Origin of the sequence: Streptomyces sp. NPDC102437, assembly GCF_044765565.1 — a bacterium.
Taxonomy (GTDB): domain Bacteria; phylum Actinomycetota; class Actinomycetes; order Streptomycetales; family Streptomycetaceae; genus Streptomyces.
The window spans coordinates 79,743-101,502 of sequence record NZ_JBIWKI010000009.1 but is presented as its reverse complement, the minus strand read 5'-3'; the positions used below and the strand labels follow the sequence as shown (position 1 = coordinate 101,502).

Genomic DNA, 21,760 nt, shown 5'->3' with positions numbered 1-21,760 from the left:
TTGGCGACGCAGCGTCCCCATCATCTATGTTGGCGACACACCGTCCCTAACATCCATCCATCGAAGGGAACCGCCGTGTTCCTCGCTCTGCTGGAGCTGCGCGCCGCCCGAGGGCGCTTCCTGCTCATGGGGTCCGTCGTGGTGCTCGTCGCCGCACTCGTCGGCATAGTCTCCGGCTTCACCACCGGCCTGGGTGACGACACCATCTCCGCGCTGCGCCGCCTCCCGGCCACGCAGCTGGTCTTCTCCTCGGACGCCCGGTCGGACCAGTTCGCCCGCAGCCTCCTCGACGAGAGGACCGCCGCCGCCTGGCGCGCGGACGCGGACACCGACTCCACCCCGCTGGGCGTCTCCATCACCCGCGGCACGACCAGCCGTGGCGCCGAGGTCGACCTCGCCGCCTTCGGCGTCGAGCCCGGCTCCTTCCTCAACCCCTCGGTCACCGACGGCGACGGCCTCACGGACGGGAAGGCGGACAGCATCGTGATGTCCGCCGAACTCGCCGACGAGGGCGTAAGCGTCGGCGACACCCTGGTCATCGACCGTCTCGGCATCGAACTGCGCGTCGTGGGGCTGACCGGGCGCTCCGCCTATGGCCATGTGCCCGTCGCCTACGTCCCGTTGAAGACCTGGCAGCGCATCCGCTTCAGCACCCCTGGCGCCCCGGCATCCGCGACCGCCGCGATCCCCGGCCAGTTCAGCGCCCTGGCCCTGCGCACCCCGCCGTCCGGGACCTCGGCCGCCACCCTCGACGCGCGGCACTCCACCACCACCCTCACCAAGGAGAAGGCGTACGAGGCGGCCCCCGGCTACACCGGCGAGCGCGTCACCATGAACTCGATCCAGGTCTTCCTCTACCTGATCGCCCCGCTCGTGGTCGGCGCCTTCTTCGCCGTGTGGACCGTGCAGCGGCAGCCCGAACTCGCCCTGCTGCGCGCACTGGGCGCCTCCCGTCGGCGGCTGCTCGCCCACACCGTGCTCCAGGCGGCCCTGGTCGTCGTCCTCGGCACCGCGGCGGGCGCCGTGCTCGCGGGAGCGGTCGGGCTGCTGGTCGGTGAACAGGTGCCGTTCAGCCTGCCCGCCACCACCCTCGTGGGCACCATGTGCACCGTCGTGGCCGTCGGCCTCGCGGGCACCGTCCTGACCCTGCGCCGGGTGACCGAAGCCGACCCGCTGACCATGCTGGGAGCCAACCGATGAGCCTCGAACTGACCGGCGTCACCGTCGAGTTCGGCAGCACCGACGCACGTACCACCGTCCTTGACGGACTCGACGTCACCTTCGAACCCGGCCGCATGACGGCCCTCGTCGGTCCGTCGGGCTCCGGGAAGTCGACTCTGCTCGCCGTCGCGGGCGCGTTGCTGCGGCCCACCGCCGGGCACGTACTGCTGGACGGCGAGGATCTCGCCGGGCTCACCGAGGCCCAGCGCGCCAGGGCCCGCCGGGAACGGATCGGCTACATGTTCCAGAGCGGCAACCTGCTCTCCGGACTGGCCGCCGTCGACCAGCTGCTCGCCGCCGTGTACATCGGCGGCCGACGCCCCCGCGCGCACCGGTCCCGCGCCGAGGAGGCCCTGACCCGAGTGGGTCTCGGCCACCGCCTGCGCCACCGCCCCGAGCAGCTCTCCGGCGGCGAGCGCCAGCGCGTCGCCCTGGCCCGTGCGCTCTTCCTCTCCCCGAAGCTGCTGCTGATCGACGAACCGACGGCGGCCGTCGACCGCTCGCAGGCCGGGGAACTGGCCGGGCTCCTTGCCGAACGCACCCGCCAGGACGACTGCGTCACGGTCGTCGCCACGCACGACCCGGCCGTCGCGGACGCCGCCGACCGGGTCGTGGACATGGCCGCGCTGACCACCGACGCGGCGACGTCCGCACCACTCGGCCGCTGAACCGGCCCGTCACCGCTGCCGCTGAGTCAGCCCGTCACCCCTGCCGCTGGACGCTGCCGTACAGATAGCTGTCGTCGCCGTCCAGCGCGGCACGGCTCAGCGCCTCCACCTCGGCAGGCCCCATCGCCTGCCAGTCGCGCGCGTTCTCGACGAACGCGCGCCCCAGCCTGCGGCCGAGGCCGACCAGGCGGGCTCCCTCGGCGGAACGCTCGTCCGCGTACCGGTGCAGGGCCTCGGCCGCCGAGGCGGAGGCGCGCAGCGACCGTTCCAGACACAGCGCGTCCTGGAGCGCCTTGACCGCCCCGCTCGCGGTGTGCGGCCGGGTCACGCTCGCCGCGTCGCCGGCCAGCAGGAAGGGGTGTTCCGCCGCCCGGGGCACCACGAAGTCGGCCACCGGGTGGAGCGCCTGGGAGCTGTGTTCGCCCCGGGTGACGATGTCGGCCCACTCGGCGGGGAAGTGCTCCTCGGCGATGTGCCGGACGTACGCGGCACGGGCCGGGGCGTCCGGGGCGGCCGGTGGCCGCGTCCGCGGCCGGGGGAGAGGCGTAGACGGCGTACGCCAGCAGCCGCGAACCCGCGGCCGCCCCAGGGATCAGATAGAAGACACCGTGCCCGCCGGGGAAGCCCAGGGTGACCCAGGCGGACTCCAGCAGTTCCAGCTGCTTCGGATGGTCGCGCAGCGCGCTCGACAAAATCGTGCCCCGCCAGACGAGATACCCGGCGGGCACCGGCCGCACCTCCGGCGCGAGCAGCTCGCGGGTGACGGACCGGTGTCCGTCCGCCCCGACGACGAGGTCGTACTCCCGCTCGCCGTCCGCGGAACGGATCACGGCGCCGCCGGAGGCCGTACGTCCGACGGAGGCGACGGGGTGCCCGCGGTGGTAGGTGCAGCCCCCGGCGTCGGCGCGCAGCGCCCGCCACAGCAGACCCCAGTTGCACGGTGCCACCGGGGCCTGCTGCCGGGCCAGTTCGCGTGCCGACCGCCGCCCCGGTGCCCGTGCCAGCCAGACCCGGGTGGCCACCGGGGTGGTCGGCATGTCCGCGCCCAGATACCCGCCCGCGACCAGTTCCCGGTGGAGCGGCGGCGGGATGACGATCCCGAAACCCCGGTCCTGCAACTCGCCGTCACTGCGCTCGTGGACGGTGACGTCCGCCCCGGCCCGAGCCCCGGCGATCGCGATCGCGCAGCCGGCGATGCTGCCGCCGACCACCCCGATGCGTAAACCCGTCACTGCCACCGCGCTACCACCTGTTCTGACGTTCCGGGAGGTGCTGAACGCCCTCATCGTCGCACCGGTGCGCGAGGACGGACCGGGGACGCGCGGCACCTCCCGGAGGCCCCGCCCGCTACGGAGTCACGGTCACCGTGGCGCTGCCGGACGCCTGCTTGCCGCTCGCCCGGTACGTGGCGGTGAGCGTGGCACTGCCCGAGGCGTCGGCGGCCACCGTCACCGGGACCTTCACATTGGCCCCCTGGCCCGGGTTGAGCGCCGGGACGACGACCTGGCTCGTCGTCCATCCGCCGGCCCGGCAGGTCGCCGAGGGTGGGGCGGGCGTCGTAGGCCGCGAGCACCGTGCCCTTGACCGAGGTGGTGAGTGCCGGGATGCGGTAGTGGGGCGATCCCACCCCGTCGACGGTCAGGTCCTGCGACGTCAGCTGACCGAGGGTGGGGGGCGGCGTGGGCGGTGCCGGTCGCGGTGACCACCAGCAGGGCGGCGCTGAGCAGCAACAGGGAACGCACCCAGGCCAGTTGCTCCCGCTGCTGATACGCCGTGCCGCCCTCGTGCCCGTTGAACTCGTAGACGCGTAGGGCCTTGGGCCCCGCGTAGTGGTTGTACGCGGTGAAGCAGGTGGAGGGCGGACAGATCTCGTCCATCATCGCGATCGAGAACAGCGCGGGAGCGGGGGCGCGGGTGGTGAGCAGCGCCGCATCGAAGTACGACAGGGTGGTGAACGTCGCCCCGGTGCGGTCGCGGTGGAGCTTCAGGTACTCGGCGATCTCGGTGAACGGCGGCCGCCCCGAAATCTCCGCGCCGCGACGGAAGTTGCAGAGGAAAGGCACGTCCGGCATCACCCCGGCCAGCCCCGGCACCGCCAGCGCGATCCCGCCGCCCTGGCTGACCCTGGTCACGAGGACCCGGTCCGGATCGACCGCGGGGTGCTCGCGCACCGCCTCGACACAGCGCACCGCGTCGGTGAACACGGCCCGGGGTCGGCGGACGACCGGCCGGGGCGGCGGATCACGGCCGGGGCCGGCGGCCCGCTCCGCCGACGGTGCCTCAGTCCAGGGCGCTGTCGCGGGCGCGGGCCTCGGAGATCCGGCGCCTGACCGGGGCGTAGTGCTCGCCCAGCGCCTTCATGAAGCCGGTGATGTCCCCGGTCCGTGCGGCGTCCACGATGTTCTGGTGGGCCGCGATCGTCGCCATCTCGTCGGCGTGCGTGAACCCGTCGAGGTGCGGCGCGACGATCGAGTACACGTCCCAGAAGGCCATCGACAGCTGGCCGATCAGGTCGTTGCCGAGCGGCGCCACCAGCAGTGCGTGGAACGCCCGGTCCGCCTCCACGAAGCCGTGCCCGTCCTGGGCGCCGGTCCTGCGCATCGTGGTGACCAGGCCGTCCAGCCTGTCGAGCTGTTCCGCGCTGAGCAGCGAGACGATCCGGTCTGCCATCCCGCGCTCGAAGAGCTCGCGTACGTCGACGAGGTCGGCCATCACCTGGAAGTCGTCGTCGGGGGAGAGCAGTCCCCGGAAGGTCAGACTCTCCACCAGGGCCGACAGGCTCAGCCTGCCCACGTACGTGCCGTGCCCGTGCCGCACCTCCACGATGTCCAGCGCGGCGAGGATCTTGACCGCCTCGCGGACGCTGGAGCGGCTGGCGCCGAGCGCCTCGCACAGGGCGGGCTCGGTGGGAAGCGGGTCCCCGGGGCGAAGGCGCTCTTCGAGGATGTAGCGCTTGATGCCCTCGACCACTTCCTGCCGGAGCAGCTGCCGGCCGGGCTTCGCACCGGACATATGTGAACTCCCCACCTCTTGACCCCTCTCGATTGTCCAGCTACGTTCCCACGCTATCAAGGCATCAGACATCTGACGTCCGATGCCCAGGGTTCCTGATCCCTCGTGATCCTGCTTCCCACCCCCCGCTTCCCCGCCAGATCTCCCCCTCACGTTCCACCTTCGACGTCCCTGGAGGACCCGTGCCCGAGCTGAGACCAGCCGGTGTCGAGCGCCGCACCTTCCTGCGACACATCGGTGCCATCGGTGCCGCAGCCGCCATCACGGCGAGCCTTTCCGCCTGCGGCGGCCCGTCATCGACCGCCGACGGCACGGCGGACAAGGGCAGCGGCAGCGGCCTGATCGAGGCCGGTCTCCCGTACCCCTGTCGACCGGTTCCGACCCGATGATTACCTCGGGCGCCACTCCGTACGCCGCCGATACGCACATCTTCGAGGGCCTCGTGGATCTCGATCCGGCTACCCTCGTGGCCCGTCCCGCACTCGCCACCGAGCTGCCGAAGAGGATCAACGCCACCCACCTACCGGGCCACGCTCCGCACGGGCGCGACCTTCCACGACGGATCACCGGTCACCGCCGACGACGTGGTGTTCAGCTTCGAACGCATCCTGGACCCGAAGAACGCCTCGCTCATGGCGCAGTTCGTGCCCTTCATCGACACGGTGAAGGCCGTCGACGCCGGCACGGTCGAGTTCAAGCTGAAGTACCCCTTTGCGCTCTTCCCCTCCCGCATCGCCGTGGCCCGGATCGTCCCGAAGAAGATCGTCGAACCGGACCCCAAGGCGTTCGACGCCAAGCCTGTCGGCTCGGGGCCGTACCGGTTCATCGAGGCGACCCGCGAGGACAAGATCGTCTTCGAGGCGTACGACAAGTACAACGGCCCCCACCCGGCCAAGGCCAAGAAGATGATCCGGCGGCTGATGTCGGACCAGTCGGCACGCGTCAGCGCCATGGAGTCGGGTCGGGTCCAGGCCATCGAGGACGTGCCCTACATCGACGTCAAGCGGCTCGCGGGCGCCTCGAAGACCGAGTCCGTACAGTCCTTCGGCCTGCTCTTCCTGACGTCCAACACCGCCGACAAGCGGTTCGCCGACAAGAGAGTACGCCAGGCGCTGCACTACGCACTGGACACCGAGAAGATCATCTCGACGGCGATGGTGGGCAACGCGGCGGCCGCTACCGGCTACGTCCCCGCCACCCACCCCGACTACCACAAGGCCGCCACGGTCCACACCCACGACGTGGCGAAGGCCAAACAGCTGCTCGCCGACGCGGGCGTCAAGAACCTCTCCTTCACCGTCCTCACCACCGACACCGGCTGGGTCAAGGACATCGCCCCGCTGCTGAAGGAGAGCTGGGAGGCGGCCGGCGTCAAGGTCACCCTCGACATCGCCCAGTTCCCGGCCCAGTACGCCAAGATCGACAAGGGCGACTTCGAGGTGCTGGTCGCCCCCGGTGACCCGTCGGTCTTCGGTAACGACGCCGACCTCCTGCTGCGCTGGTTGGTCAGGCAGACCCTCGACAAGGCCGCCCAGGCCGCCGACGAGGACAGGCGCAAGGAGCTGTGGGGCGTGGTCACCGACCTGGTCGCTGACCCGTCGTCACCCCGCTCACCGAGGACGGCGAGATCGACCGCCCCTCCCTGGAGCGGGTCGTGGGGCATCTGCTCGACGGCGGCGTCAGCGGCCTGTTCGCCCTCGGCAGCTCCGGCGAAACCGCCTATCTGACGCCCGGCCGGCAGGACGAGGTCATCGAGGTCATCACGTCTGCCTGCGCCGGCCAGGTCCCGGTACTCGTCGGAGCGATCGAGACCACCACCGACCGGGCGGTCGAGCGGGCCCGCGTCGCCGAAGGGCTCGACGCCGACGCCGTCGTCGTCACCGCCCCCTTCTACACGCGCACGCACCCCACCGAGATCGACCGCCACTTCCGCGACATCGCCGCCGCCCTCGACCTGCCGGTCCTGGCGTACGACGTACCGGTCTGCGTACACAGCAAGCTCGACCCGGAGCTGCTGCTGACGCTCGCCGCGGACGGCGTGCTGGCCGGTGTGAAGGGACTCCAGCGGCGACGACGGCTCGTTCCGCCGACTGGCCGTCGGAGCCCGTGAATTCCCGGAGTTCTCCGTGCTCACCGGGCATGAAGTGGTGGTCGACGCGCTGATGCTGGCGGGCGCGACGGCTCGGTCCCCGGGCTCGGCAATGTGGACCCGCACGGCTACGTACGGCTGCACGAGGCCGCGGTACGGGGCGACTGGGCCGCAGCCAGGGCCGAACAGGACCGCCTCGTGGCGCTCTTCGACATCGTCCGCGTGGCCCGTCCCGGCACGGCGTCCCCCACCGCCGCGGGCCTCGGCGCCTTCGAGATGGCACTCATGCTGCGCGGGATCATCGGGACGAACGCGATGAGCGCGCCGATGCGCCGCCTGGACGCGGCCGAGACCGCCGAGGTCGCGGCCTGCCTGGACCGGGCGGGGCTCAGCAGGGTCTGAGCCCCGCCCGGAACAGGAGAGCGGTCCGTCGCCACAGCCCCGGCTGCGGCGACGGACCGCGGCTTTCGGCCGGTCGATCGACGACCGGCTACCGACGGTGCAGGTCAGCTCTTCGAGGCGCGGGTACGGCGGACGAGCAGGGTTCCACCGAGCACCATGGCCGCGGCGGCCCCGCCGGCCATGCCCAGGTTGGCATCGGCCCCGGTGTGCGCCAGCTGGCCGACGGGGCCCTTCGGCTCGATACTGGTCCGCGGTTCACCGCTGCGAGGCGTGACCGGGGGCGTGGCCACGGGAGGCGTGACCACCGGGGGCGTCACGGGGGGTGTGACCACCGGGGGTGTGACCGGGGGCGTGACCGGCGGTGTGACCACCGGAGGCTCGACCACTGGCGGTTCGATCACGGGCGGTTCGACCACTGGCGGTTCGATCACGGGCGGTTCGACCACTGGCGGTTCGATCACGGGCGGTTCGACCACTGGCGGTTCGACCACTGGCGGTTCGACCACTGGCGGTTCGACCACGGGAGGCTCGACCACGGGAGGCTCGACGGCCGGCCCGTCCACGTTCGCGCAGGTGTTCCCGGCAGCCGGGTTCAGCGCACCGACGACATTCACGGAGTTGCCGCAGGCATTGACCGGCACGTCCACCGGAGCCTGGATGTTGTTGCCGGACAGCACCCCGGGGGAGCCGACCGCGCCGCCCTCGGCGCTCGCGCCCCGGCCCCCGGCACCGGCGCCGGAACCGCCCCCGTTCCCGCACTTGTTGCCGAATGCGGGGTTCAGCAGGCCGATCACATTCACCGTATTGCCGCACACGTTGACCGGCACATGTACCGGCACCTGCACGTTGTTGCCCGAGCCGACGCCGGGCGAACCGACGGTCGCGCCGTCGGCGGAGGCATCCGCGAACGCGTATCCACCGGCGGCGGTCAGGATCCCTGACGCCGCCGCCATCACCAGCACGCTCTTACTCAAGGCTTTTCGCATTGACTGCCCCTTCTTAGGACATTCCGTGCGAGCACAACGCTCGCAGTTCCTTCATCAGGCCGGTGCGGAGACCGCCGGGAGGCCAATCCGGCAGTGCCCGTGCGTGACTCGGCAAGCGGCGGTTAGGGAAAGCGCGGAGACCCATGAAGGCATGTGCTTCAAGTGAGGGACCCGCGCTTCTGCCGATCAAGCGCCCGAACCTGCTCGCATCTGTCACTCATAACGAGGAGGGTTCGTCGAGGAAACTCGACAACGCGTGGAAATTTTGTGATCACACGAATGGAGTACTCGTGTGGGCTGGGCCGGGCCCGGCGGGCGTGCAGGGGATTTCGGCCGATCGGGCAGGAAAGTGCTGTTGAGGGCCGCGAGGCTATCGGTCGGACCGCTTCCGTCCGGGCGCCTCGAAGTGCCATTTCGTACTGCCGTACGCACTCCCGGGCATTCGGGTGAATGGAGAGAACCAAACGCCCGGTGGTGAGTTGGGCAGGGGGCTCCGGTACGGGGCATCCAGTACGAGAAGGGTTAATCGTGATCAAGAAGGTTCTGGCTACGGGTGCCGTTGCCGCCTCCATCCTCGGTCTGGGCGCGACGCAGGCCATGGCCATCGGAGACGGCGGCGGTACGACCTCGGTCAACGGCAACGGAGCCTCGCAGTCGTTCGGCAACGCCGAGACCCACGGTGACCTCAGTCCGCAGTTCGGCCTGGTTCAGGGCAGCCTGAACAAGCCCTGCGTCGGCCTGCCGGCCAAGGTCAACGCCGGCTCCCTCGTCGGCCTCGTCCCGGTCGCGGTCCAGGACGTCAACGTACTGTCCTCGCCGCAGAACCAGCAGTGCACCGAGAACTCCACCCAGGCCAAGGGTGACGAGCCGCTCTCGCACATCCTGGACAGCATCCCGGTGTTCTCCGGCAACGGTGCCGGCAACAGCTGATCCGTAGCTGAACCAGCCGCAGCAGGCCCGGGCCGCCGGCGTTCCTCCTCCGCGCGGCCCGGGTCTGTTGCTGTCATTCCCCGAAATGGGTGCTTCGGATTGCCGGAGGAGCTCGTAGGTGATATCGAGCGATCGCTGTTGCGTCATTCGGGCGACTTTCCGAGAATCTTCTGGATGAAGAGTTTCTCCCACGGTCTTAAATCGTTATGAATTGCAGCGGCGGAGTTACGAGTGATCAGAATCATGCTCGTGCGGCACGAAAGACGTTGCTGCTTCGGACTCCGTCGAAGAAAGGGAACAAAAGTGAAGTACACCAAGGTTGCCGCCATCGCCGCCGGAACCCTGATGGCGATGGGTGCCGCCGCCCCCGCTTTCGCCGACTCGGGCGCCGAGGGCGGCGCCGCCCTCTCCCCGGGCGTGGCGTCCGGTAATTCCATCCAGCTCCCGGTTCACGTCCCGATCAACGCGTGCGGTGACACCCTGAACGTGATCGGTGCGGTCACCCCCGCCTTCGGCAACAACTGCGGCACCGTCTGATCCCTGGTCGGACGGGCTGAACGCTCGTGACCGGAAGGCCCCGGAACGCATTCGATGCGATCCGGGGCCTTCCGGCATTCTCCGCCCCATTCGATCGGGTGGTCCCGCAGAAAAGGCGACTCCGTCCAGTTGCCGTGTCGCAACCGCATCGTTACCCAGGGCGAAAGCGGCAGAAGGCACGGCTAAAGAAGGCTCGTGCGGCGCGGGTGCGCGACCGAACAGATGCCGCTGCAGAAGGGAACCCGAAAGTGAAGTACGCGAAGACTGCTGCGTTCGTTGCCGGTTCCGTGGTTGCGCTCGGAACGGCTGCTCCCGCCTTCGCCGTCACCAACGCCACGGCCCCCGACGTCAGCCTCAACGGAGGCATCAACCAGGTGGTGGAGAGCGCGCCACAGGCTGCCGACCCGATCGTCGACACGGTCGGCGGTGCCGCGGAATCGGTGCAGGAGAACGGCACCGTCACCAAGCTGGCCGACCAGGCGACCGGTGCGGCCGAGGGCGCGGCCCCGCTCATCGGCGGTCTGCCGGTCGGCGGCTGACCAGTCGCGCCACAGTGGTTCCCGGCCGGCCCCGGCCTTTCGTGTTCCTCCGGTGCGGTGAATTCGACGAACAACCGGACGTAGAAGCACCGTTCGAGTGAATCGGCACAACTATCCCCGCCGTCGCGAGTTGATCAGTTCGCTCCGGACAGGCGGGCAACAGAGAACCTCAGAAGGGCTATTCAGTGATCAAGAAGATTATGGCCTCGGCAGCAGTCGCTGCTTCGATCGTCGGCGTCTCCGCCGCGATCGCCCCCCAGGCCATGGCCATCGGCAACGACACCGGCACGACGTCGGTCAACGGCAACGACGCTATTCAGTCGTTCGGCAACTCCGCCACCCACGGCGACATGAGCCCGCAGTTCGCGCTCATCCAGGGCTCGCTCAACAAGCCCTGCATCGCGCTGCCGGCCAAGGCCAACGTCGGTTCGGTCGCCGGGGTCGTCCCCGTCTCGGTCCAGGACATCAACGTCCTGGCCTCGCCGCAGAACCAGCAGTGCGCGGAGAACTCCACCCAGGCCAAGGGTGACGAGGCCCTCTCGCACATCCTGGACGACATCCCGATCCTCGCCGGCAACGGTACCGGCAACAACTGAGGCCGTACCGCTCCGGGCGCTCCTCGCTGAACTCCATGGAACGGCAGGGGAGCGTGCCGCGGTCAGCTTCGAGCCCGCCTGCACGCAGTAGCTGAAACACCTTGTGGGGCCGTCACATCCACGCCGCAGCCGTTCCCCGGCCGCCTGGATGTGCCGGCCCCACTCGTGCGTCCGGGACGCGGCGGACCCTCGAAGGGGCGGGTGGACTGGGCCGGTTGCCGTAGTGCGGGCAGCCCTCACCCGCCGCACCGGGTAAGGGCCACACATGGACCAGTACGACAGTCAACGCCCCTGCGGCCGGGAGCGGCACGCACAGGACGGCACGCCCATCTACGACCGGCTGCTCGCCGAGTGGCAGGCGGCCCACGGCAATCCGGAGCCCGCGCCCCCGACAGGGCCCGACCGGGGTCACGCGGGCAGCAGGGTTCCCGCGGCCCGCACCTCGGGCGAGGCCGTCGACGGGTAACCACGAGCGTCGAACTCATGCCGGATCGAACCCGTTTGAGTGGCACTGCGGAACCGGCGCTTCCGTAGCGGGTTGATCAGTACGTTCCACAACGGGACGCTCCGAAAGGTGAAGCGTGATGAAGAAGATGATGGCCGGCGCAGCAGTGGCCGTGTCCCTGGTCGGCCTTTCCGCCGCCGCGGCCCCCGCGGCCATGGCGATCGGCAATGACGAGGGCACCACGTCGGTCAACGGCAACGGCACCGTGAGCGATTTCGGCAACAGCGTGACCATGGGCGACGGCAGCCCGCAGTTCCAGCTCGTCCAGGGCACGCTGAACAAGGCCTGCGTCGGTCTGCCGCTGAAGGCCGACGCCGGTTCGCTCGTCGGCGTGCTGGTGCCGGTCGCGGTCCAGGACGTCAACGTGCTGGCCTCGCCGCAGAACCAGCAGTGCGCCGAGAACTCCACCCAGGCCAAGGGCGACGAGCCGCTGTCGCACCTGGTCGACGACATCCCGGTGCTCTCGGGCAATGGGATCGCCAACGACTGACGCACCCGAGGCGCGGGCTGCCGGGGATCTCACCCCGCGGCGGCCCGCACCGCGGTGCACAGCAGGATCCGGGGCGCACAGCCCCAGGGCTCCACGCAAAAGGATGCCCACCGCACCACGGGGGCGGTGGGCATCCGGCGTTCCGGGGGCGGGTCAGCCCAGGCTGCGGACGGGGACGACGCAGTGGGCGGAGGTCGTGATGATCTCCGGGGCGGCTGCGAAGGACCGCAGCAGCTCCTCGCTCACCGGCCGGCCCGGTGCGCCCTGGGGCCATGGGCGGGTGGCGAACATGGTGTGCACCTCGCCCCGGTGGTCGGCCGCGGCCAGCCACTCGGGCGGTGCGGGGTACTGCGCCGTGAAGTGGGGCAGCGTGAGGACCGCCTGACCTGCCTGGACGAGCAGCTTCACGGGGAGGCCCGGGTTCTCGGCGGCGTACACCGGACCGCTGCCCACCGTCAGTCCGCAGCGCTCCAGGGCCGTGCGCATGGCGGTCTCGCCGTCGGCGCGGCCCTCCGAGCCGTCGCCCAGCGAGTAGACGAGCAGGAAGGCGACATCGTGGCCGTCGGCGGGATGTTCGCCGCTCCACCCGATCAGCGTGATCGTGCCCAACTGGGCTTGTGTGAACGTGCTGGTGGCGGACTGGGGTGAGGTCATGCTCGGCACGATAACGGCCTCGGACCGGTCGTTGTGCATGTGTATCACCTGATTGAGGGATATCGAGGGATGAGGTCGGTGAAAGCGGTCCGGATCCCTCTCCGTCCGGCGGACGCACTGGGCCTCGTTCAAATGTGTTGAGCCGGCCGATGCGTGCGGGCTAAGGTGTTCACTGTTCCGGACGGCGGAGATCAACTACCGCGGTCGGTCCCGTGCTTGAACCAGGAGGTGAGGACTGTGATGACTGTCGCTGCGATGGGTGCTGCCCACAACTCGAAGAGCATCGTTCCCACCCCCGTGGTCGCCGGCTGACCTACTCCGCAACTCCCCGCGCCCGTGTGCGCGTTGCCGGGGCCACCCTTTGAAGGGTTTCCCTTGTCTTTCCCGTCCTTCCCCTCTTCCGTCTCCTCTCTTCAGGGCTCGTCCACCCCGCACCCGCTGTCCCCGTACGGCTGGGACGACGCGTGGGCGGCCGAATTCGCACCGTACGCCGAACAGGGTCTGCTGCCCGGGCGCGTGGTGCGGGTGGACCGCGGTCAGTGCGATGTCGTCACCCCCGAGGGCACGCTCCGTGCCGACACCGCCTTCGTCGTCCCGCGCGATCCGATGCGGATCGTCTGCACCGGTGACTGGGTCGCGGTCGACCCCGACGGCGACCCACAGTTCGTACGGACGCTGCTGCCGCGGCGTACCGCCTTCGTCCGCTCCACGTCCTCGCAGCGCTCCGAGGGCCAGGTGCTCGCCACCAATGTGGACCACATCGTCATCTGCCTCTCGCTCGCGGTCGACTTCGACCTGGGGCGGGTGGAGCGCTTCCTCGCCCTTGCCATGTCCAGCTCCGGCGGTGACGCGCTGCTGGGGGGCGGGGGGCCGGCCGGGAACGGTGCGGCCGAGCCGATCGTGGTGCTGACCAAGGCCGATCTCGTACCGGACGCCACCACTCTGTCGTACCTCGTCCAGGACATCGAGGGCGTCGCGCCCGGGGTACAGGTGCTGACCGTCAGCTCCACCACGGGGGAGGGCATCGATGTCTTCTCCGCCATCGTCTCGGGCGGTACCAGCGTGCTGCTCGGCGCCTCCGGTGCGGGCAAGTCGACCCTGGCCAACACCCTCCTGGGTCACGACGTGATGGAGGTGCAGGCCGCGCGGGACGTCGACGGCAAGGGCCGGCACACCACCACCACCCGCAATCTGCTGCTGTTGCCCTCCGGCGGCGTGCTGATCGACACCCCCGGGCTGCGCGGGGTCGGGCTCTGGGACGCGGAGGCCGGTGTCGGCCAGGTCTTCTCCGAGATCGAGGAGCTGGCCGAGCGGTGCCGGTTCCACGACTGCGCCCATGAGTCGGAGCCCGGCTGCGCGGTGCTCGCCGCGATCGAGGACGGTTCGCTGCACGAACGGCGCCTCGACAGCTTCCGCAAGCTGATCCGTGAGAACCAGCGCATCGCGGCCAAGACCGATGCCCGGATGCGCTCGGAGATGCTGCGCGACTGGAAGCGCAAGGGCGCCGAGGGCCGGTTCGCCATGGAGGTGAAGCGGGGCCGGGTGCGGTAGGCGGCGGTCCCCGGTCCGGGGGCGTCCATGGCCGCAGACCGCTGGGTCCACGTCCGAAACCCGCCAGTCCGGTGCCGGTGGGTGCCGCACACTGGACGGTGTGATGGACGAACGGACCAGGTACGAGGCGGTGAGCAGCCGCGACGCCCGTTTCGACGGGGAGTTCTTCTTCGCCGTCGAAACGACCGGGATCTACTGCCGGCCGAGCTGCCCAGCCGTCACGCCCAAGCGGAAGAACGTCCGCTTCTACCCGACCGCGGCCGCCGCGCAGGGCCACGGCTTCCGGGCCTGCCGGCGGTGCCGCCCGGACGCCGTGCCGGGCTCGGCGGAATGGAACGTGCGGGCCGATGTCGTGGGCCGCGCCATGCGGATGATCGGCGACGGTGTGGTCGACCGGGAGGGCGTGCCCGGTCTCGCCCACCGGCTCGGCTACAGCTCACGCCAGGTGCAGCGGCAGCTCAACGCAGAGCTGGGCGCCGGGCCCGTGGCGCTCGCCCGAGCCCAGCGGGCCCACACGGCACGGCTGCTGCTCCAGACGACCGGGCTGCCCGTGACGGAGATCGCCTTCGCGTCGGGCTTCGCCAGCGTGCGCCAGTTCAACGACACGATCCGGCAGATCTACGCCCGTACGCCGAGCGCGTTGCGGGCCGAGGCCGGGACGGGGCTGGGAGCGGCGGTCCGGGAGGCGCGCACCGCCGGGATCCCGCTGCGGCTCGCCCACCGGGGGCCGTACGCCGCCCGTGAGGTCTTCGACCTTCTGGCAGGTGAGGCGGTCGCCCGGATCGAGGAGGTCAGCGGTGCGGCCGGTGCCCGTGTCTACCGGCGTACCCTGCGGCTTCCGTACGGCACGGGCATCGTGGCCGTCGACGAGCGGTCCGCCGGGGCCTGGCTGGACGCCCGGATCCACCTCACGGACCTGCGGGACCTGACGACGGCCGTCCAGCGGCTGCGGCGGCTCTTCGACCTGGACGCCGATCCGTACGCCGTGGACGAGCTGCTCGGCGCCGACCCGCTCCTCGCTGCGGGCGTCGCCGCCCGCCCCGGGCTGCGTTCGCCGGGCGCCGCGGACCCGGAGGAGTTCGCGGTACGGACGCTGGTGGGGCGGGAAGAGGCGGAGCGGCTGGTGGAGCTGTACGGGAAGGTGCTGGACGTGCCCTGCGGCGGGCTGACGCACGTGTTCCCCGAGCCGGGAGTGCTGGCCGGTGCGACGGGCGATCCGGGGCTGCGGGCGCTGGCGGCCGCGCTCGCCGACGGGGACGTACGGCTCGATGCCGGGGCCGACCGCGACGAGGCCGGGCAGGCGCTGCTGCGGCTGCCGGGGACCGGCCCGGCAGCCGCGGCGCTGATCAGGATGCGTGCGCTCGGTGACCCGGACGTGGATCCGGACGGGCGGCCCGAGACGGACCGGTGGCGGCCCTGGCGTTCGTACGGGGTCCGACACCTGGGGCTGTTGTGAGCGGGCCTACGCAGGCAGGCCCCAGCGCGGTGCGGGGGCGTTCGGTGTCACCGGGCGCATGGACAGGTCCGGTCGGTCGCCCCGCGCTGTGATCAGGGACGATTCGCCCTTGCCGAGGCGGATGCGTACCGTGCCGTCGGCCGTCGTCTCGTGGTCCAGCTGCCGTCCGTGCCGGTCGCGGATCTCCACCGGGCCGTCGATGCCATGGCGTACGACGCAGGGAGGCACCGGCCTCGCTGGTCAGCCGTACCCACCGGGTCCGGCCCTCCTCGCGTACCGCACTGAGCAGGAACGCCCCCTGGGTCCGGAAGTTGTGCACGGTCAGTTCCCGCCAGGCGGCGGGTAGTGCCGGGAAGACCCTGGTCGTGCCGCCCCAGGACCTGGCAGACCATGTCGTGCAGGGACTGGGCCGCCGAGAGCGGGGTCTCGATGACCGGGCCGGACTCCTTGTACTGGTGTTCGCCTGGCAGGATGTCGCAAGGGTGGGGTGTGCATCAGCCCCAGATCACCGCGCCGAGCCAGGCGCCCGCCACCACCAGGCACGCGAAGAGCTCGACGAGTACCGAATAGCCGGTCGCCCGCATAACCGAGCGCGCCGATGCCCACCCCGCCCCGTGGCTGCCCAGCCGCAGCCTCTCCGCCCCGTAGATGGTTCCCACGTATCCGGGGATCGCACCGATCACCGGCACCACGAAGAAGCCCACGATCGCACCGATCCCGCCGAGCATCAGGGTCTTGCGCGGCGCGCCCGTCTCGCGCGGGCGGCGCGGCGGCAGCAGTGGCTTCAGCGCCTGGTTCAGCAGCAGCAGCGCCGTCGCGCCGATGAGTACGCCCCAGGCGACCGGCGTCATGTCGGTCAGCGCCCACCACAGCACGGCGGCCCAGACGATCGCCTGCCCGGGGACCCCCGGCACCAGCACACCCAGCAGGCCGAGGAGTATGACGAGGCCGACGGCGACGAGTTGCCACACGCTCATCTGACCAGCCTGCCGGAGTCCGGCCGGGCCCGCCCGTCAGCGCACCCGGGGGCGGAGGCGTCGGCGCAGCTCAGGGCGTATCGGAGCCGTAGCGGTGTGTTGTCGCGGCCGCTCCGTGGCGGGCCTCTTCCGTAACCGGGGGTGCGGGTCAGAACCGGGGCGTGCGGGCCACCCAGCCCCGCTCGTACGCATGCCAGCCCAGCTGGAGCCGGGTGGAGACGCCGGTCAGTTCCATCAGCCCCTTCACTCTTCTCTGTACGGTCCGCAGCCCCAGCTCCAGCTGTTTCGCCACGCTTGCGTCCGTCAGCCCGGCCAGCAGCAGCGACAGGATCTCCAGGTCCGTGGGATCGGGGCCGGTGTCTTCCTCCTGGAGCCGGTTGCCCTCGCCCAGCCTGAGCGGCATCGCCTCGCGCCACACCGCCTCGAAGAGGCCCATCAGCGACTCCAGGAGCCCGGAGGCATGGACCACCAGGGCGGCAGGCTCGGCGCCGCGCCCGGTCAGCGGCACCATCGCCAGGGCGCCGTCCGCGACGACCAGCTTGGTCGGCACCCGGTCGATGACCCGGCACTGCTCGTTCCGGCTCAGCGCCGTCGACAGCTCCAGAATCCCGAACGGCATCGAGAGCGTCTCCCGCTCGATCACCACCCGGTAGGACACTCCGCGCGTCGCGACCTGCTCCTCGGCCTCGTTCTCCATCCCGCTGACGGCGATCGGCTTCCCGGTGACCAGGGCGCACACCTCGCTCGTCGCGCCGAGCTGCAACTGGTGGAAGCGGTGCGACACCGCGCTCGCCCCCGTGACCACCTCGACCAGATCGTGCACGGCCGGCTCGTCGGCATCCGCCCGGTACTCCTCGGCGAGCAGCACCGCCGCCAGCTCCGCCTGCTCCAGCTCATGGCGCTGCTGGGTGAGCAGCGCCCCCAGCGCCACGCCCGGCGGAGCCGCCACCCAACGGCCCGTGCGGGCCGAGGACTGCGCGGCCAGACCGTGCTGCTCCAGCCTGCGCAGCGCCCGCTCGGTGTCCGACTCGGGAACGCCCAGCCGGTGCGCGAGATCGGAGACCTCCGCGGCCCCCACCGCCACGAGCGCGCGGTACGTCGACTCCTGTATCTCGTCGAGCCCTATGGCTCCCAGCATCTCCGGACCCCTCCCGGACGCGTTGATTCCGCACGATGTCGCTGTCGTCGGGCGTCCGTCCATGGCGGAAAGCGGCCACGGCGTAAACCCGCCGTGGACATCATCCCTTTATCGCCCGGCGCTCTGCCAATGTGGCGCCACCGAAGTACCAACAACCTCCGGAAGACTGCGGTTTGCGCTGATTGGTTCCGGATTCACTTGGGGAGAGCGATGCGTCCGATATCGCGTACGGCGCTGGGCGCGGCCACCGCCGCCGTCCTGGCCGTCACCGCGATCGCACCGTCCGCGGCAGCGCCGCAGGACGATGCGACAGGGAAGAGAGCACTGACCGGCAGTTCGGCCGCCGAAACCACGAAGGACAAGTCGGTCACCGTGACTCTGGTCACCGGTGACAAGGTCCTGGTGAGCAAGGACAGTTCGGGGGCCGACTCGGCGACCGCGCTGCCCCGCGAGGACGGCACCGTCCCCCTGGTGCAGACCAGGCAGTCCGGCAAGGACCTCTACGTCTACCCCGAGAGCGCCGCCGCCGCGCTCGCCGCGGGCAAGGTCGACGAGGAGCTCTTCAACGTCACCGGCCTCATCCGGCAGGGTTACGACGACGCCCACACCAAGTCGCTGCCGCTGATCGCCGTTTACGGCGAGGGCCAGGCCCGCTCCACCTTCGCCACCCCGCGCGGCGCCAAGCGCGGACTCGCGCTCGATGCCATCGGCGGTCTCGCCCTCAAGGCGGAGAAGGAGAAGGCCGCCGACTTCTGGTCGGACGTCACCCGTGGCGCCCGTTCCTTCTCGGCCTCCGGCATGAAGAAGCTCTGGCTCGACCGCAAGGTTCAGGCCACCCTCGACAAGTCGACAGAGCAGGTCGGTGCCGACCTCGCCTGGGCCGCCGGATACGACGGCAAGGGAACCAAGGTCGCCGTCCTCGACACCGGTGTCGACGCCGAACACCCCGACCTCAAGGGCCGGGTCGCCGCCTCGGAGAACTTCACCGACTCCGACTCGACCGACGACCGCCAGGGCCACGGCACCCACACCATCTCCACCGTCGGCGGCTCCGGCGCGGCCAGCGGCGGCAAGAAGAAGGGCGTCGCCCCCGGCGCCGATCTGCTCGCGGGCAAGGTCCTCAACGACAGCGGCTCCGGCGCCGAGTCCTGGATCATCGCCGGCATGCAGTGGGCGGTCGACCAGAAGGCCGACGTCGTCTCCATGAGCCTCGGCAGCCCGGAACCGACGGACTGCACCGACCCGATGAGCGTCGCCGCCGAGGAACTCGCGCAGAGCAAGGGCACCTTGTTCGTGATCGCGGCCGGCAACTCGGGCCCGACGTTCAACACCGTCTCCTCGCCCGGCTGCGCCCCGAGTGTGCTGACCGTCGGCGCCGTCGACCGCGACGACACAACGGCCCAGTTCTCCAGCCGCGGCCCGGCCATCGGATCGCACACCCTCAAGCCCGAGATCACCGCCCCCGGCGTCGCCATCTCGGCCGCCGCGGCAGGTGGCCGGGGCATCTGCGCGTACCGGTCGATGTCCGGTACGTCGATGGCCACCCCGCATGTCGCGGGCGCCGCAGCCATCGTGAAGCAGCGTCACCCGGACTGGACCGCCCAGCAGATCAAGGCGGCGCTCGTCTCGTCCGCGAAGAGCGACATCCCCGGCGACGTACGCGAGACCGGCGGCGGCCGCCTCGACGTCAAGGCCGCCATCGACACCACCGTCGTCGGCGCCCCCGCCATCCAGGGCGGCACCTACAACTGGCCGCAGGACCGGACCGACCGCACCACGGTCGACGTCCCGTACACCAACTCCGGCACCAAGCCGGTGAAGCTGTCGCTGAGCGTGCAGGGCGTCACCGGCAACGACGGCTCGGCCGTCCGTTCCTCCGTCGCGAAGCTCGACGCGAACACCGTCACCGTCCCGGCCGGAGCCACCGTCAAGGTCCCGCTGCAGATCGACCCGACGGCCAAGCTGAAGGCCGCGCAGTACGGTGACGTCACCGGACGTGTGCTGGCCACCGGCCCCGGCGGCGCCAAGGTCTCCACCCCGTTCTCGCTGTACGTAGGGGCCGAGACCGTCACGCTGCGGGTCAAGCTCGTCGACGGCGCCGGCAAGCCCGCCGGCGGCTTCTCCTCGCTCGACGTGATCGGCACCGACGACTCCAGTGGCGAGCGCCGCTTCAACGACGGCTCCACCGACCAGGTCTACCAGGTGCGCCCCGGGGCGTACTTCGTGTCCGGCTTCGTCACCACGGCCGACCCGAAGGACGCCACCGGCAACGCCGACGAGTCCGTCGCCTACCTCGCGCGGCCCCAGGTGAACGTCACCAAGGACACGACCCTGGTCCTGGACGCCCGCAAGGCGCACCGGATCCAGGTGAAGACCGAGGACCGCGCCTCCGAGAGCCGCTCCACCACGCTCGCATTCGGCCGCACCTGGGACGATGTCTGGCTGCACGCGGGCTCCATCTCCGGTGGCTCCGCGGTCAAGAACTACCTGGCCGACGTGCAGGGCAAGGCCACTGACGGCGACTTCGAGTTCGCCAGCTTCTGGCGGGCGTACGCCCCGCAGATCGAGAAGCTGTCGGTCGTCGGCGGCATCGAACTGCACCCGAGGACGGCGAGCACCGGCTCCGTCAACCTCGACGGCACCGGCAAGGCCGCCCTCGTCGACGCCGGCACCGGTACCCCCGCCGAGCTGAAGGCGGCGGACGTCGCCGGAAAGATCGCCCTTGTCCAGGTCGGTGACGGCAACAACAACGTGTACACCCAGGTGCGCGACGCCAAGGCAGCCGGCGCCAAGGCCATCATCACCCACCGCCCCTCCGCAGGACCCTGGCAGCCGTCCGTCGGCTACGCCGCGTCGACGCTGCCGGCACTCGGCATCGAGGCCGACGAGGCCGACGCGCTGAAGACCGCCCTGGCCGACGGTCCGGTCGAGCTGAGCTGGAAGGCCACCGCGGTCAGCCCGTTCGTCTACAACCTGGCCTTCCCCGAGACCGGCCCGGTCACCTCGGACCGCACCTACAAGGTCCGCGACACCAAGCTCGGCAAGGTCACCGCCAACTACGAGGCGATGGGCCTCGCGGCGGACTACGCAGACATGATGATCATCAACCGGCCGTACGGCGGTGCGTTCTCCGGCGGGACCGACTACGTGGCCGCCCCCAGCAAGCGAACCGAGTACTACTCGGCGGGCGACACCGCGTGGGTCCGGTACATCTCCTCCAGCTTCCCCTGGGGCGAGATGATGGTCGACCAGCCGCGCACCTACACGGCCGGCTCGAAGCGCACGGAGAACTGGTACCGGGGCATCCCCGCCCCCGCCGCCCCGCGCGACGCCGCGGGCAAGCTCCAGCTCGCCGCCGAGCGCCAGGACAACCTGATCGGTGTCGCCCCGGGCTTCTGGAGCGACAGCGAGCACGCCGGTCTCCAGGGCTCCTTCGGCGACGTCGGCAACATGAGCCTGAGCAGCGGTGGCAAGGTGATCGGCGAGACCGGCTGGCCGTCCGGGGTGTTCACCGTCCCGGCGGAGGACGCCGCGTACGAACTCACCCTGCGGACCACCAAGTTCGGTCAGCCCGCCGCCGTGTGGAAGCGGTCCACCAGCACCGAGACCACCTGGAAGTTCCGTTCGAAGCGGGACGAGAACGCGTACTCCCAGGGCATCCCGCTGCTCTTCCCGGGTTACGACCTGGACACGGACGGGCTCAAGACCCTCGCGGCCGAGGACGGTCAGAAGATCGGCCTGAGCGTCACCGGTCACGCCGGCTACACGCCCGGCAAGCTGACCGCGGCCAAGGTCTCGTACTCCTACGACGGTGGGAAGACCTGGACCGAGGCGGCCACCGCACAGCAGGACGGCCGGTGGACCGCGACCGTGAACCACGCGGGCGCGGCCGGCAAGCCCGTCACCCTGAAGACCGAACTGACGGACACCAACGGCAACTTGGTCATCCAGACCGTGAACGACGCGTACGCCGTGCGCTGATCACGACCTGACCGGTCCGCCGGGCGTC

Annotated in this window: 18 protein-coding genes and 4 pseudogenes; 13 read left to right on the top strand and 9 right to left on the bottom strand. The window is 70.7% G+C overall.

What is annotated here, in order from left to right; genetic code table 11:
• Positions 1-75 precede the first annotated feature (75 nt).
• On the top strand, positions 76-1,200 hold the full coding sequence (locus ACIRJP_RS14000) for an ABC transporter permease (protein WP_404172528.1): 1,125 nt from the start codon (positions 76-78) through the stop codon (positions 1,198-1,200).
• A complete protein-coding gene (locus ACIRJP_RS13995; protein ID WP_404172525.1) occupies positions 1,197-1,889 on the top strand; it encodes an ABC transporter ATP-binding protein in 693 nt (230 codons plus the stop codon). Before ACIRJP_RS14000 ends, ACIRJP_RS13995 begins: the two co-directional genes overlap by 4 nt.
• 34 nt (positions 1,890-1,923) lie before the next feature.
• Here the strand turns inward: ACIRJP_RS13995 and ACIRJP_RS13990 are convergent, their stop codons facing one another.
• From ACIRJP_RS13990 to ACIRJP_RS13975, 4 genes and pseudogenes are all read right to left on the bottom strand, one after another.
• Positions 1,924-2,325: an FAD-dependent monooxygenase gene (locus ACIRJP_RS13990; RefSeq protein ID WP_404172850.1), complete on the bottom strand. Its 402-nt coding sequence runs from the start codon at positions 2,323-2,325 to the stop codon at positions 1,924-1,926.
• Between the two features lie 1,089 nt (positions 2,326-3,414).
• Positions 3,415-3,640 (bottom strand): annotated as a pseudogene (locus ACIRJP_RS13985) (exo-alpha-sialidase); the annotation flags it as partial.
• Positions 3,620-4,099, bottom strand: a pseudogene (locus ACIRJP_RS13980) (acetylxylan esterase); the annotation flags it as partial. The pseudogenes ACIRJP_RS13980 and ACIRJP_RS13985, both read right to left, overlap by 21 nt.
• A 70-nt stretch (positions 4,100-4,169) precedes the next feature.
• Complete coding sequence (locus ACIRJP_RS13975) at positions 4,170-4,901, bottom strand: FadR/GntR family transcriptional regulator (RefSeq protein WP_404172522.1); 732 nt, start codon at positions 4,899-4,901, stop codon at positions 4,170-4,172.
• Positions 4,902-5,083: 182 nt separating this feature from the next.
• Here ACIRJP_RS13975 and ACIRJP_RS13970 point away from each other — a divergent pair.
• Together ACIRJP_RS13970 and ACIRJP_RS13965 are read left to right on the top strand one after the other, a co-directional pair.
• Positions 5,084-6,496: pseudogene (locus ACIRJP_RS13970) on the top strand (ABC transporter substrate-binding protein); the annotation flags it as partial.
• A gap of 32 nt (positions 6,497-6,528) precedes the next feature.
• A pseudogene (locus tag ACIRJP_RS13965) lies at positions 6,529-7,392 on the top strand (dihydrodipicolinate synthase family protein).
• Positions 7,393-7,496: 104 nt separating this feature from the next.
• On the opposite strand, the gene ACIRJP_RS13960 reads toward ACIRJP_RS13965, so the two are convergent.
• On the bottom strand, positions 7,497-8,378 hold the full coding sequence (locus tag ACIRJP_RS13960; protein WP_404172519.1) for a chaplin: 882 nt from the start codon (positions 8,376-8,378) through the stop codon (positions 7,497-7,499).
• 528 nt (positions 8,379-8,906) lie between these two features.
• Here ACIRJP_RS13960 and ACIRJP_RS13955 point away from each other — a divergent pair.
• The 6 genes from ACIRJP_RS13955 (at position 8,907) to ACIRJP_RS13930 (ending at position 11,975) form a co-directional block, all read left to right on the top strand.
• Positions 8,907-9,308, top strand: a complete 402-nt coding sequence (locus ACIRJP_RS13955) for a rodlin (RefSeq protein ID WP_404172516.1) — start codon at positions 8,907-8,909, stop codon at positions 9,306-9,308.
• 303 nt (positions 9,309-9,611) lie between these two features.
• The gene (locus tag ACIRJP_RS13950; protein WP_404172513.1) at positions 9,612-9,845 is read left to right on the top strand and encodes a chaplin; all 234 of its coding nucleotides are present in this window, start codon (positions 9,612-9,614) and stop codon (positions 9,843-9,845) included.
• Between the two features lie 248 nt (positions 9,846-10,093).
• Positions 10,094-10,384 (top strand): hypothetical protein, encoded by a 291-nt coding sequence (locus ACIRJP_RS13945; RefSeq protein WP_404172510.1) that lies wholly within the window; start codon positions 10,094-10,096, stop codon positions 10,382-10,384.
• Positions 10,385-10,569: 185 nt separating this feature from the next.
• A complete protein-coding gene (locus tag ACIRJP_RS13940) occupies positions 10,570-10,980 on the top strand; it encodes a rodlin (protein WP_404172507.1) in 411 nt (136 codons plus the stop codon).
• A 265-nt stretch (positions 10,981-11,245) separates the two neighbouring features.
• Positions 11,246-11,446: a hypothetical protein gene (locus ACIRJP_RS13935; protein WP_404172504.1), complete on the top strand. Its 201-nt coding sequence runs from the start codon at positions 11,246-11,248 to the stop codon at positions 11,444-11,446.
• 118 nt (positions 11,447-11,564) lie between these two features.
• A complete protein-coding gene (locus ACIRJP_RS13930; protein WP_404172501.1) occupies positions 11,565-11,975 on the top strand; it encodes a rodlin in 411 nt (136 codons plus the stop codon).
• Positions 11,976-12,128: 153 nt separating this feature from the next.
• Here ACIRJP_RS13930 and ACIRJP_RS13925 read toward each other — a convergent pair whose 3' ends face one another.
• Positions 12,129-12,629, bottom strand: coding sequence for a DUF5949 family protein (locus tag ACIRJP_RS13925; RefSeq protein ID WP_404172498.1), 501 nt, complete (start codon positions 12,627-12,629; stop codon positions 12,129-12,131).
• A 375-nt stretch (positions 12,630-13,004) separates the two neighbouring features.
• Between ACIRJP_RS13925 and rsgA the strand changes: the two genes are divergently transcribed.
• Entirely contained in the window at positions 13,005-14,180 is a 1,176-nt protein-coding gene (gene rsgA / locus ACIRJP_RS13920; protein WP_404172495.1) for a ribosome small subunit-dependent GTPase A, read from the top strand.
• 103 nt (positions 14,181-14,283) lie between these two features.
• Entirely contained in the window at positions 14,284-15,636 is a 1,353-nt protein-coding gene (locus ACIRJP_RS13915; protein ID WP_404172847.1) for a DNA-3-methyladenine glycosylase 2 family protein, read from the top strand.
• 6 nt (positions 15,637-15,642) lie between these two features.
• Here ACIRJP_RS13915 and ACIRJP_RS13910 read toward each other — a convergent pair whose 3' ends face one another.
• From ACIRJP_RS13910 to ACIRJP_RS13900, 3 genes are all read right to left on the bottom strand, one after another.
• A complete protein-coding gene (locus tag ACIRJP_RS13910) occupies positions 15,643-15,864 on the bottom strand; it encodes a hypothetical protein (RefSeq protein ID WP_404172492.1) in 222 nt (73 codons plus the stop codon).
• 266 nt (positions 15,865-16,130) lie between these two features.
• Complete coding sequence (locus tag ACIRJP_RS13905; RefSeq protein WP_404172490.1) at positions 16,131-16,613, bottom strand: DUF456 domain-containing protein; 483 nt, start codon at positions 16,611-16,613, stop codon at positions 16,131-16,133.
• A 148-nt stretch (positions 16,614-16,761) separates the two neighbouring features.
• On the bottom strand, positions 16,762-17,751 hold the full coding sequence (locus tag ACIRJP_RS13900; RefSeq protein ID WP_404172488.1) for a helix-turn-helix domain-containing protein: 990 nt from the start codon (positions 17,749-17,751) through the stop codon (positions 16,762-16,764).
• Between the two features lie 210 nt (positions 17,752-17,961).
• Here ACIRJP_RS13900 and ACIRJP_RS13895 point away from each other — a divergent pair, with 210 nt between their 5' ends.
• The gene (locus ACIRJP_RS13895; protein WP_404172485.1) at positions 17,962-21,732 is read left to right on the top strand and encodes a S8 family serine peptidase; all 3,771 of its coding nucleotides are present in this window, start codon (positions 17,962-17,964) and stop codon (positions 21,730-21,732) included.
• The last annotated feature ends 28 nt before the right edge of the window (positions 21,733-21,760 follow it).